Origin of the sequence: Xenorhabdus bharatensis (assembly GCF_037996705.1) — a bacterium.
Taxonomy (GTDB): domain Bacteria; phylum Pseudomonadota; class Gammaproteobacteria; order Enterobacterales; family Enterobacteriaceae; genus Xenorhabdus; species Xenorhabdus bharatensis.
In genome coordinates this window covers 46,493-61,189 of the sequence record NZ_JBBMXG010000007.1, presented here as the reverse complement: position 1 = coordinate 61,189, position 14,697 = coordinate 46,493, and the positions used below count along the sequence as shown (strand labels likewise).

The following is a 14,697-nucleotide window of genomic DNA, read 5'->3' as shown; positions in this document are numbered from 1 at the left end:
GGGAAATGGCGATATTAAACTAGAGTTTAATGTGGTTTTGAATAAAAGTATTAATCCAAAAGAGTTAGTTTAAAAAATTCATCATTTCTTGTTGGTTATGATAACTGTATGGTTAAAATCCCTGCGCTGGGATTTTCATCTGTATAAATTAGGCCCGCTTACTTTGTATTTGAATGAGGGGATTGGGACTAAATATAGTGGTTAAACAGACTTTGTTCTTTTACTATATTGATTTTGGAAATAAAAACAGGATACTTTTCAATAGACAATTTCTATCTGCCTTCTGAATTTATTTTTCTATGCCTCAATTCAATAAATTGACCCGATTAAATATCACAAATTTCAATTTATTCTTGGGTGCTGTTTTTTTATCTATTCAAATACAATGTTTCAAATACATGTTGATGCCCGGTTATTTCCTTTAACTGGGCTTTTTTGATCTTCAATTTTTAAATTTATTCCGGGATTTATTTATGGGAAAACCATTTTGGAGAAGTGTTGAATACTTCTTTACAGGTAATTATTCCGCTGATGATGGTGATAATAATATCGTGGCGATTGGATTTGGTGGGCAAATCCATGCTTATGGTGGTGATGATTACATCACACTGGGTTCGATTGGCGCTTCTGTTTACACTGGCGCGGGCAACGATACGGTAGTCGGTGGCTCAGCTTACCTGAAAATCAGTGATACCCGCGGTAACTTAAACGTAAAAGGTGCTGTCGGATACGCCGAAATTAATAAAGAAGAAGAAGGTTCTATTTCTTTCGCGGGTGCGGCGGGTGGTGCTGTTATTCAGCATGATGGCCGTTCCGGTAATATACATTATTCAGGCGTCGCGGCTTATAACAATTTATATCGTCGCGGGCACAGTGGTGATATCACATTTAAGGGCGCGGGGGGATATAACCATCTCTATTCAGATGTGGTCAACGGTAATATTCATTTTATAGGTGCTGGCGGTTATAACGAAATCACCCGTAAAGGTTTAAATGATAACTTTAATGGTGAAGGTATTACTTATGCGAAAGCGGAAGAGATTGTACTGACGACGGCAACACTGGGCGGCAGCTGGATTAAAAAAACACAGCAGGTTGTTGGTATTAAATCCACGCGCGAGATAAATACTTTTTTATTTGCTTCTGTCGATGATAAATACACCAAAATCAATAAAGTTCGTATTCATAATGACCCTCAAACTGGCAGACTGAAATATTATACGACCTCTTGGCATAAAGCAGGTAATCATCTCAAAAATCTGGCATCTCAGGATATTTCTGATATTGGCGGTTACCAGTTGGTTGAAGTTGATGGTGTATATAAATTATCAGATCTGACAGTTGAGCATCATCAGTCATTTACGATACATGCATTGGAAAGTGAATTACCTGAAGATGAATGGGTGACTTATGCTGGCGGTGTTCAGATTGCAGCAGAAAATATTACGCTGTCTGATGCCCGGATGGGTGGACATGCTGTTTCGATGGATGGCAGTACTTTTGATGTAAAACCCGTGAAATCCAACCACATGGCGAATACTTATTTATACGCCAAATTCGTGGGGGGAATTACCAAAGTTGTGGTCGTTCAACTGGCCAATGATCCTGCAACGGGTGAACTGAAATATATTGCGACACCGTGGTACAAAGCCGGTGACCAAACGGCGGTTATGGCAGATCAATCTATTGGTACACGTTCTGGCTATAAAGTTATCGGTAAGGGCAGCTATACGCTGAGTCATGTGAATTACAGTGTGAATACTGTCCGTGTGACATCTGAACGAATTGGCTGTATGCATGAGTTCAGTGAGCGGGAGCTGTTAGACCAAAAACAGGATGACAGCACGGGTGATGTCCGGTTTGAAGGTGCAGGGGGCGGTAATGTTATTAAATCCAATGTCGCCCGTGGCAATGTTTACTTTAAGGGAGCGGGTCTTGCGAATGTCATTCTGCACAACTCGGAAATCGGTGATACCGAATTTAGCGGTGCGGGTGCGGCAAATGTTATTTTCAAGAAGAACAGAAAGGGAAACCTGATTTTTAATGGCGGGGGTATTGCTAATGTGATTACTCATATCAACAGCACTCATCCGGCACTTGATTCATCTGGGGAAACCGACAATGGTGATACCCGAGTTATCGCACAGGGAGGCGCTAATGTGCTGACCCGCAGAGGTAATGGCCGGGTCTTTGCCGTGATGGGCGGCGGGGCAAATGTGCTGACGCATAGCGGAAATGGCAGAACCACCGGTGTCATGATGGGGGGAGCCAATGTCCTGACCAAAGTGGGTGACGGAGAAACCACCGGCTTAATGTTTGGTCTGGGCAATGTTCTGACCCATGTGGGTAACGGCAGGACACTGGGCGCGATGGGGGCTGTTGGTAACGTCTTTACCAAAGTGGGTGACGGGGAAACCATTGCCGCTATGCTCGCTGTCGGTAATATTTTCACCCATACCGGGCAGGGAAATGCATACGCCATGATGGCGGGCGGCGGTAATGTCTTTACCAAAGTGGGGAACGGTGATGCGCTGGCACTGATGGTGGCACTGGGTAATGTGTTTACCCATGTGGGGGATGGCCTGAGTGTTGCCCTGATGGTGGCGAAAGGCAATCTTGCCACCAAGGTAGGGAATGGCGACAGCCTCGCTGCCATGATTGGGGTGGGCAATGTGATGACCCATATTGGCCACGGCAATACCTTTGCCGCCATGGTGGGGGAAGCCAATATTTTCACTAAAGCGGGTGATGAACTGACAGCGGCGGTGATGATAGGCAAAGCTAACATTTATACCCATGTGGGTCAGGGCACCAGCCTCGGGTTGTTTGCCGGTAATGCCAATATCATGACCAAAGTCGGGGATGGCACGACACTGGCAGCGATGTTTGGTCAGGCTAATGTGATGACCCATGCTGGCAGAGGGCTGACGGGCGTACTGGCGTTAGGTGAAGCTAATGTGGTGACGAAAGTCGGCCACGAGTTTATGGGGGTTGTAGCCGCGGCGAAAGCTAATGTTATCACGCATGTTGGTCATGGTGTGACTGCCGGTGTCTTGCTGGGTAAGGGGAATATGCTGACGAAAGTCGGTAACGGGACAACGGTCGGTCTGCTTGTTTCCAAATTCGGCAATATCATGACTCATGTCGGGGATGGGAACACCGTCGGTTTTGCCAAAGGCAATCTGAATCTGATGACTAAAATTGGTGAGGGTCTGGCGGTCAATGCCGCTTGGGGTGATGCCAATATCATGACCCATGTGGGAACCGGGGATCACTATAACTTTGCCAAAGGGAAAGCCAATCTGGTGACTAAGATCGGCGATGGTCAGGTTGTCAGTGTCATGCAGGGAATGGCAAATATCATGACTCATGTAGGCCGTGGTGATGATTACACCGGCGCGTGGGGTAAAGCGAATGTGATCACCAAAGTGGGTAATGGCCGTCAGGTCACACTGGCTAAAGGCGATGCGAATATTGTCACGCATGTGGGTCAGGGCGACAGCCTGAATGCGCTGTGGAGCCAAAGCAATGTTGTCACCAAAGTGGGTGATGGGATGCAGGTTACCGCTGCGAAGGGTAAAAGTAATATCACCACCAGCGTGGGGAATGGCCTGAGCGTGGTGGCTGCCCACGGTGATTTGAACGTGAATACCAAAGTGGGGGATGGCATCTCGGTCAATGTGGCGTGGGGTAAGCTCAATGTCAGCACCAAAGTGGGTGACGGACTGAATGTCTCGGTCATGAAAGGCACCGGCAATGCTAATGTTCATGTCGGTGATGGGATGAACATTCATGCCTCCTATGCCCGCAATAACGTCGCCATCCAAATCGGAAACGGGGATTTTTACAATCTGGCGCTGGCCTCCAGCAATACGGAAAGCCATAAACTGGCGACGCTGTTCGGTAATATCAAACAGACGTTACTGGGGGTAATGGGCAGTCAGGGGATTAGCTTTCTGGTTCATGGTGATGAAGCCAATACATCGGGCAGTAACCGTGGGCGTGGTGCCATCAACTTGCCGGAAGTGGATGGTCTGAAAGGCTTTAAGCTGACGGAAATCAGTGAAGTCAGCTCCACGCTTTCCGCCGATCTGCATGCTTCGGTAAGCGAGCTGAAGACACCGGATGTCAGCAGGCTGGAAACCATCATGAATGAAGAGGAGCAGTCCGGGAACATTCAGAAACCTAATCTGATTTCCAATGGAGATTTTGAGGCGGGTACTCTGGGCTGGCAAGCGACCAACGGCATTGAAGCCCAGCATCCGGCGGCATCTTATGGGCTGGATAATACAGGCCACGGCAGCTATGTTTCTGAATTGGATGCACAGGTTAATACCACCATTTATCAGGATTTGAAGCAGCTTAAAGCGGGCGAGGTGATTACCCTTGACTTTGATTTTGCCCGCCGTGCAGCCAGCACCGATGATAACGGGATAGAAGTGCTCTGGAATGGTCAGGTTGTCTTCTCATCTTCGGACGATAAGATCGTCTGGCAGCATAAACAACTGGTACTGGTTGCACAGTCCGGCAATAACCGACTGGCGTTTAAAGGCACCGGTAACGATGACGGCAGAGGTTATATACTGGATAACATCGTGGCGACATCGGATCGCTCCGGTGACAGTAATGGTGACGAACGCCCATCAAAAAATGTCGTGGCTGAAAGTGTGTTAGCCGATAAAAGCAGTGCTGAGGCTGATCATAAACGTCTGGTGCAGGAAAAAGAGCAACAACTGGCAGCGATTGCAGGTACTCAGAATCAATTGGAATCCACGGATTTTGATGCTCTGAATGCGAACGGACTGGCACAGCGCGATATCATCCGGGAAGAACAGCAGGCTGTGACGGATGAACTGCTGGCGAAAGCCAGAGCACTGGAACTTTTGGATGAACAGACCCACGCACACCATCAGGGGGGATCCGGAGCACATTGGCGTCATGACTTTGCTGGTGACTTACTGAATAAGTTTCAGACACAGATAGATACGGCAAAAGCAACAGCCGGACAGCAACTGGATAACGCTCTATCTACGGCTCTACAGCAACAGCAGAAGATCGAAAATTCACTGGATAAATCAGAAATCAATGTTGCCAAATCTAAACAAGATCAGCTCAGTGTAGGTAAAGATGTTGAGGATGCCCGGATTAAGGCCGAATACCGGAAAGAAGAAGCAGAAGCGCAGCAAAAACAGGCGGATCAGGCTAAACGTAGCGCCAGCAGGACACTTCAGGATATTGAAGCTGAAGCCGATGAAATAGCTAAAAATAGTGGTTATACACCACGTTTTAGTCAGGTTGGCAGTAATCGTTCAGGCAAAGCCTATGAAGCTGAAAGGATGGGTGACACAGTCAGCCACATTAATTCCACGACTTTGATGCAGGAAGTCGGGAATTTCAGTAAAAGGCTAGAGGAAGCGGAGGGGGATTTATCAGCCCTTGCCGATTCTAAACAAGCGGTGGAGCGTTTACAGATCAATGCAGGTCTTCGTGCTACACAGGCAAATTCTACTCATATGCCGCGTTCACCGCGTACGCAGCAATTACCGCATAGCCATATTTCACCTGAATCCATGCCGAATATCGCTGAACCGGAGAACAGAAAATTATCGTCTGTGTCGGGTCTGGATCTGAGTGGTCTGAAACCTTTGGGAAGGTCAGATTCCCGTACCGATTCACGCGGTAGCTCCCAGCGGAGTCATTTATTGCAGAATAGTCTTTCGAAAGGGGATTTTCCGAAGCATAGCCGTTCAACCTATCCTTTCATCGGAGAAAGAGCGGAGAAAGTTGCGGAAATATACCGTTGGCTGGATGGTGGCCGCCATCAGTTAAATGATCATTCAAAGAGTAACTATATTCCTGTACCGATTCCTGTACCGGGGGGTGTGCGTCCTAATATTGAGATTAATGACAATATCAGAGATAGGTTGACTGATTTTATTGAGAATTTCTTCAGTATCATCCGACACACCATTCCGAAAGATCAAATTGCGCCACTGGCGAAGTTGTTTGTTGATTCAACCCTTGATTTTGACTGGGATAAGCGCGTTCAGTTTATCACTAAGCTGGAGCGTTTTGGTTATAGCTTTGAACCTAATCATGGTGAAAAAAGTATCGTTTCATTCTGGTCAGGTCAGGAGTTCAGTATCTACCGCTCTGTACTGGATGCTGCGCAGCAAGATGGTAAAAAAGTCGTTTACGATATTGATGTGAAAGGAAACGTACTTGCCCTTGAACTCAATAAGAAGTTGATGGATTGGTGTAATACGTCCCTTGATCCTGATGATTTCCAACAGGAAAAACTGCACACCGCCATCAGCGAAGCGACACGGAGTAATATCGGTTTCTGGTGTTCTGTTTATGCGACGGGTGCGCGTGATGATGTTTATGTCATCGCACCGAGCGGGGTACGTTTAGGCAATTTCTTCTGGAATGTTGAGTTGCCGGTCTTGCGCCAATTACAGCGTGAAGGTCTGGTCAATGAAATTCGTCTGCTGGATAAACACGCCTATCATTATCGGGGGAAACCGCTGGAGTCTATAGGTCATCGGCTGACAGATCCGGGTGTCAGAGTGAAAATGCGCTTTGATTCACTGAGTCCGACTGAACAGTTGAGATATCTTGAGCGGGATCCTGATGGTTACCACGCGAATACACTGATTGATCTGGATATTAAAGTCAGTGCTATTGATAGCATGTTAAACCAAGCGATCCCATTCTATCGCCTGCGCACTGACCGCAATATTCTGATACGTGAAGGCTTAAATAATAGTTTTGAGGTTATGCCTTGGCCGGGGCTTCGTTCTTCCGGGTCGAAGGTGATTAAAGTCGAAAACCCGCAGGATCAGGCGCAGATTAATACTGTTGAGCGTTTTATTTTTGCTAATTATCAGAATTATGAACAGCTCCCGGCTGAATTACGTCTGGTGGGAAGTCACATTATTTCCCTTGAAGAGGGTCATACCCGCATTCTTGCCGAAAAAGTCAGTGGCTCTTGGTATTACTCGCCGAAGACCGAACTGATGTCCGGTGATGAATTGCAGAAAATGGCTTATATCAAAGGCAAACCATTGGGTGAAAGCTATCGTAATGTCATTGAATCACTGCATGCTTATGAACAGCTCTTACAGGAAAAACCGGATTATTCACTGGATGCCATTGAAACATTAACTCACCTGCAACAGCAGGTGGCGGGGTATCTGCTCGGGCATTCTGAATCAGGGCGGGCATCTGTAATGAAACGGCTGCTTTCCCAGATTGATATCCGCCTGAAAGAGTCGCTGGTTCTGGCCGATCCGACCTTGAAAAGCGCAGGGAAAGGCACTTTCAGCGAGCTATATCATAGGCTCGATAACGCTAACCTCAAAGAGAGTAAACATCTCTATTTAGATCCTCAGGGCGATTTTGTCACTCACGGTCAGTTCAGCCTGCATATGGGTAAAAATACCGCAGATGCCGGGCTGAAACAGGTGATGGCAGCGGTAACCAAAGAGTATGGTCAGGATGTTACGAATGCTGTTTTCGCCGGACTGGCGGCCCATGATCTGGCGAAAGATGGCAAAGGTATTGATATTGCGGGCCTGAAAAAAGTTCATCTGGCGATTGAACAACACTTGTCCCCTGTCAGTGCCACACTGTATGTCTGGCGGCCGAGTGAAAACAGTACGCTGGGCCATGTTGCCATGCAAATCGGTCAGGGGCGTGTTCTGGTTAATGCAGAAGATGCCACTCATCTCAATCAAATCAACTATGTGAGCTGGTGGCCGGCAGGAAATAAATCGACGGATATACGAGAACTTCTGAATATCGCCACGCCGGATCAGCCTGATCTGCGACTTCGCTGGCGTGATCTGAGTCAGCCTGCTTTTCAGGCTCCGACCCTGACATTTGATGTTGAGGCTGAAGAAGATGATGGCTTTGGTTTGACGGATGGTTCGGCTGAACTGAAAGAGTTCCTTGAAAAACTGAAAATCGCCAAAGGGGTGGATGTTAAATTCAGGGATGTCAGCGAAGGCTTTGCGATGGCGGCACTTGCCAATCCGGAACTGCTCAAATCCGCAGAAATACCGCAATACATTTATCGCCCGTACCTTGCTCAATGGGCTGATCCCGGTATGGATATGCATGAAGTCGGCCGGAATTTTGCGGAAGCCTTACGTCTGGCCGCTCGTCTACAGAACTCCGGACGTATGGAGAGCGCCATCGCCAGTGTGATGAGCCAATTTGCTGAAAGAGAGTTGGCAGAGATTGCTAATTTCAAAAACAGCACCGTTGACCCTGATCGGGTCTATCGCATCAATCTGGAAGGCCTTGATGTAGCGGCAATGCAGGCTGAGTGGGGCAGAATCAGCAGTGACCCGGATGCTCGTTATCAGCTTATGACGCAAAACTGTTCAAGTGTTGTTGCCCGTATCCTCAAAGCTGGCGGAGCGGAGAAAGTGCTTGGCAAAGCATGGCGGCCTGGTTTTGGTGTCTGGACACCAAGCGAACTGTTTGATTTCGGTCAGTCATTGCAGGAAGCGACTCAGAGTGAGCGGATTAAACAAAAACATCACCGTTTTGATACGGCGTTAAATCATGCTGGAACCGGACAACAACCGGAAAGGGCAGAGAAAATTGCCATTCCTAATGACGGTTCATCACCGCATGAGAGAGCGCCGAAGAATCCTGTCACCCGCTTCATGAACAGTGAGCTGTACGGCACAAAAGAAGAGCGTCGCCAAATCAGTCAGGAGGTGCAGAACAGGATCAACTTAGCCACCAATCGCGGTGTGACCCAAAAAGTGACTCTGAAGGGAGAAGCCGGACGTTTGGTGGGCTATTACCATCAGGGGCAAAATGTATCGCAGAGGGATACTTCGGATAAAAAAGTCGTCTTGTTTATCCACGGCTCCGGTTCATCGGCTGAAGAGCAGGCGGGTAAAATTCAGCCACATTACCGACAACAGGGTATTGATGTGTTGTCGGTTAATATGCGGGGTTATGGCACCAGCGATGGGTATCCGAATGAACAGGGTATGTATCAGGATGTGCGTACCATGTTCCATTATCTGGTTAATGAACGTGATATCAGCCCGGAAAATATCATCATCCACGGTTATTCGATGGGGGCACCGATAGCGGCTGATCTTGCCCGTTATGCGGACAGTAAAGGAATGACCGTTTCCGGTTTACTGCTGGACAGACCGATGCCGAGTATGACCAAAGCGATCACGGCTCATGGAATATCGAATCCGTCCGGCCTTACTGGAATACTGGCAAAAGCCGTCAATGGTAAATTTTCCGTGGAGCAGAATCTGAGTGGGATCTCGAAGCAGATGCCGATTATGTTGCTGACAGATAATGAAGGTCTGGGCAAGGAAGGTGAAAAACTGCGAACCCGACTGGTGGCCTCCGATTATAACGTTTCTGGTGAGCATACATACTATAGCCACGCATCCAGTTATCAGGTCATGGTGAAATATGCCGGACAAATTGTTGCCAATCTGTCTGAAGCCGGTTCTCCAGTGCGCGAGCAGGAGAGTCATATTCTCAAAGGCATCAAAAATGATTTGAGGCGTTACACGCAGGCGCTGAAACCTCAGGTCGATAATCAGGGCAGAGAGCAGGATTTGCGAGCGACAAAAGCCTTCCTGTCAGGTTACCGGCATAATCACGCGAACCAAATTGTGGATGGTTTCCATTCGGATATGGATATCAGGCAGCTGGTGGATATGCTGGTTAAAGGAAACTGGACGGCGGAACAGAAAGGTGCTCTGGCGTGGGAAATTGAACACCGGGCACTGAAAATGACGCTGCGACCGAAAGTAGAGAAATATAGCCGCCTTTTCCGTGATGTCACTTCTATGGGGGCGGTCGATGCAAAAGCCAGCGAACATCTGGCTCCGCAACTGATGTTACTCAACTTGTCGAATGATGGTTTTGGCGGGCGCTGTGTACCACTGTCAAAACTGGTTCTGCTGGCAAAGCAGCTTGAAAATGACGGTCAGGAAAATGTAGGACGCAGTCTGCTGAATAAAATGTACTCTGCGGCTTCAGTGCTCAACAATCCTGAATTATATTCCGAGGGGGAACAGGCCAACGCCAGTAAGTTACTGGGAACACTATCCGCGCTCTATGCCAGAGATCCGATGCTGGACAGCACCACTAAAATATGGAAAGAGAAACTGAGCGGGGAACAAGCGCTGAGTGTGCAGGGTGTGATCGAAAAAATCACGGCTGCCAATACAGGGCAAAAACCGGTTCTGCTGGAGTTGAATACTCTGGGCCACGCGATGGCAGCGTGGTCAAAAGGCAGCGGTGAGAACCGGACATACGGCTTCTATGATCCTAATGTCGGCATTGTGGAATTCTCTTCGGCAGAGAAATTCAGCGATTACGTCACGCGTTTCTTCGGTCAGTCCGGCCTGAACATGGCAAAAAGCTACAACATGGCTAAAAACAATGAGCGGGAAAGAATGTTCGGGCGGGTCATCGTTCTGGATGGAGAAGCACTGGCCGCTTATCGTCCGGTATTCGGTGACAGAACAACCATGAAAGATATTCTGGCAATGGAAATCTTTGATGGCTCACCGATGAGAAATTCATTGAACAGGCTTCATCCGCTGAATAACCACGATCTGAGTGAGTGGGAAGAGATTGAGGTGTTACCGAGATTAGAACGTAAAAAAATGCGTTTTGATGGTCAGGTTATTATTCAGCTCGAAGATGATCCTCATGTGGCTGATTCTGTCTCTTATCTGGCGGGTAAGCATCCGAAAGAGAGTGTACTTGTCCAGCTTGATCGCAATGGTCAGTATAAAGTGGTATACGGCGACCCGAGTCAGTTAAGCGGCACAATACGCTGGCAGGTTGTTGGTCACGGCGGCGATGAGATTGATGGCTACAACAGCACGACAATGAGTGATTATACCGCGCCTGAACTGGCAATGCGGTTAAAGCAGTTCCAGAATAGTTTCCAGTATGGCGGAAAGCTGGATTATATCAGTCTGGTCGGCTGTTCTCTGCTCAGTGATGACAAGCGCGATGGTTTTGCTTATCGCCTGATTTCTGCCCTTGATGAAAATGGGATCCGCACTACAGTCTCTGCCCGCCGAACCGAAGTTGTGATCGGTAAATCAGGTCGTAAATATACGCGATCTGAACACAATAGAGCGGAAAATAAGATCACAGAAAATAAAATCGTTCTGAGCTGGAACGAGAAAGGCGAAGTTGAAGGCAATGCCGAACATATACGCAATCATGTTTCTGAAAACAACGTTTCACTTGTCCGTGTAGGCAGCCTGCGTAGCAGTACCAATAGCCGGAAACATCGTCCACATGAGGTGATGACGGAGAAAAATGCGATTGCAGGCAATACCGAAATTTTCCATGCGCCGAAAAAACATCAGTATCAGCCTGAGGATTATCCGATCGGAACATCTTCTGATAACCGACTGAGCTATTCCGGCAATGTGCAGGTACAGGCGGGTGATGGCGAATTTACCTCCATTAACTGGGGAACCACCAACGTGGGGATTAAAATCGGTACGGGGGGATTCAAATCACTGGCGTTCGGCGATAATAATGTCATGGTTCATCTGGGCGATGGTGACAGCAAACACAGCATCAATATTGCCGGTTATCAGGCATTGGAAGGCGCACAATTGTTTGTCGGTAACCGGAACATCAGTTTTAATCAGGGGCACAGTAATGACTTGCTGGTGATGATGGATAAATCCATCCCGACCCCACCGATGCTTAATCCGTTTGACAATGTTTCCCGCGTCTCGGGCATTCTGCAAAATATTGCCGGCTCGTACTCCACTTCTGACTGGCTGTCTGAACAGGACGCACAGTGGACAACCGAAAGCGTGAAGAAATATCTACAGGATATGTCAGGGCTGGATATGACCAGCAGCGTGGATTACACATCGCTGACGGATCTCGATTCTCAGTATAAACGCAGCGGTCGTGGCCTGAAGAGCGATATTGAAAGCACACTGAACAAGAAATATAACCAGTGGCTGGGTGGGGCAGGGAATAAGCCGGAAATGGCTAACCTCAGCAGAGCCAATAAACTCCGTCAGATGAATGAAAAACTGGCCTTCAACTTTGCCGTTGGCGGGCAGGGTGCTGATATTCAGGTAACAACCGGTAACTGGAACCTGATGTTCGGTGACAATATTCACTCGATTCTGGATATTAACCTCGGTTCACTGTTTGGCCTGATGACTCAGCAATACACGTCAACCGGGATAGCAAAAACCACATTCACCTTTAATCCGGCGGATCTGCCTCGTCAGCTTAAAAATAAGCTGCTGAGAAACCTTGCCAGCGTGAATGCTGATACCACACTGGGTGATATCTTTGGTGTGGATTACACCGCAGATGGCGCTATTATTTCCCGTTCGAATCAATCGGTAGACGGCGTTGCTATTTTGCGGGAAATGCTGGAGGTGATCAGCGAATTCAGTGGCAACCAGTTGTCGGCATTTGTTGATCCGGAAACACTGCGTAATGGCCTGAAAACCCATCTGGCAGCCGGTGCCGATGGGGTGAATTCGTTCCTTGAAAGTCATGGCATCAAAGAAAAAGCCCCGACAGAACAGATTGCGTCAGCTGAAAATACCAGCGAAGAAAATACACAATCAGAGCGCACCTTCGGCTTTAATTCCCTCAACTTGCCAAACCTGTTTGCAACCCTGCTGAAGCAGAATAAGCAGGAAGAGATGAAAGATCTGGTTTCCAATCTGAAACAGAACCTGACAGATGATTTGCTGCATATGCAGGAAAAAACCTTTGATTTCCTACGAACCAGCGGTCATTTGCAAGGGGATGGAGACATCCATGTTTCCCTCGGTAACTATAACTTCAACTGGGGCGGAGACGGCAAAGATCTGGGGGCTTATCTGGGAGATAATAACAACTTCTGGGGCGGTCGTGGTGATGATGTTTATTACGCTCTGGGAACCTCCAATATTTTCACGGGCGGTGAAGGCAACGACACCGGTGTTCTGATGGGGCGTGAAAACATCATGTTTGGTGGTAAAGGCAATGATGTGGCCGTAGTTGCGGGACGCATAAACTACGCCTACATGGGAGAAGGTGATGATCAGGTCTTTGCCTTTGGTGAAGGCGGAGTCATTGAAACCGGTAAAGGGCGTGATTACATCGTGGCGTCCGGTAACTTCAACCGTATTGAAGGTGGAGAAGGTCAGGATTATGTCGTTGCTATCGGCAACAATAATCAGGCCGATTTGGGGGATGATCATGACTTTGCCACGGTTTTCGGCAACTATAACCGGATCGACGGCGGGGCAGGTAACGATGCTATAAAACTGATGGGTTACCATGCACTGATTAACGGCGGAGCCGGTGATGATCACCTGATTGCAGATGTTATTTCCAAGTTCAGCCAGTTTGACGGCGGTGATGGCGATGACTTGCTGGTACTGGGAGGATACCAGAACCGCTTTAAAGGCGGCGCTGGCGTGAATAGCTATGTGATCAGCGGAGACGTGATCGATAACGTGGTTGAAGATATCAAACACGGTGACAAGATTGTCTTCAACGAACTCAACTGGCAGGATCTATGGTTCCAGCGCAGCGGTTACGATCTGGTGATGCTCACTAACCGCCATGTGGAAGACCGTTCTGAACAAGGGCAGTTTGAAGCAATCGGCTCTGTGACATTCACCGACTACTTCAATGGCAACCGCGCGGATATTGTTACCCGAATGGGCGATCAAAATACCCACGGTGAGCGTGAATATACCGCGCTTTCTGCCAATGCAGTGGATTCACTGGTTCAGGCAATGAGCGGTTTTGCACCGACAATCGGTGACAGTGGCTTTATTGACGCACTGGATGGACAAACGCAATCTTCCATTATGATGGCATGGTCGGATACGACAACGGGTAAATCCAGACTGGTTTGATGGTTTTATGAACTGAATCTGATTAATAAAAATGGCTCACGTTAGTGGGCCATTTTTATACTATAATGGATAAAGAAGTATGGTATTAAAAAGTGTCAGATAACGTATTTGTTGCTATTATAGTTATATCAAATTATAAGTTATAATAGCATTGGTTTTTTGTTAAATAAATTTATAAATAATGATGGTGTATTGTTTTATTGATATGTATATAGACGTTTGGCCCATCCATCCTCACAGTCTAATTTAACTATGTGATCATGGTTTCTGGCATCTATTAATAGATTGAGCATTATATTTTTTTGTTCATCATTGTTTGTTGCCTTTGGGTTGATGACGTTTATAGTATAATTGGGTTCATTTGTTAGAGTAAAATAAATATATGGAGAATCATAGACGATCATGCCTACGTATCCCTGCATGGTATTATGTCCAGGGGGACAAATGCCACTAGTATAGGCAGAGCCAACTGAAAATGCTAATAAAAACACAATAGTTTTAAGTAGATTATTAAATCTCATAATATTTTCCTTTTTTGCTTTTTATTTTAAAATTTAACTTTGCTGTGTGTGTTTTTAATTATAGCACTTATATCAATATGTCAATATTATCTAGAAAGTGTTTTATAATTAATTATATATTTTCATTTTATTTTTTTCTTTTTGTTTTTTTAAATTAAGGAAAGTGTGATGATTTTTTTATTATTTAAATAAATGATTATTAAATAATAAATCATTCAAATGAGTATGATGTCAAAGCCCATTTCACTTTCTTTTTTATG

At 46.9% G+C, this 14,697-nt stretch carries 2 protein-coding genes; one reads left to right on the top strand and one right to left on the bottom strand.

Translation table 11 applies throughout. From position 1 onward, the window contains the following. Positions 1-473: 473 nt before the first annotated feature. Entirely contained in the window at positions 474-13,916 is a 13,443-nt protein-coding gene (gene rtxA, locus AAC855_RS08500) for an MARTX multifunctional-autoprocessing repeats-in-toxin holotoxin RtxA (protein WP_340609157.1), read from the top strand. A 197-nt stretch (positions 13,917-14,113) separates the two neighbouring features. On the opposite strand, the gene AAC855_RS08495 is transcribed toward rtxA, so the two are convergent. After that, on the bottom strand, positions 14,114-14,437 hold the full coding sequence (locus AAC855_RS08495; RefSeq protein WP_340609156.1) for a hypothetical protein: 324 nt from the start codon (positions 14,435-14,437) through the stop codon (positions 14,114-14,116). Positions 14,438-14,697 lie beyond the last annotated feature (260 nt).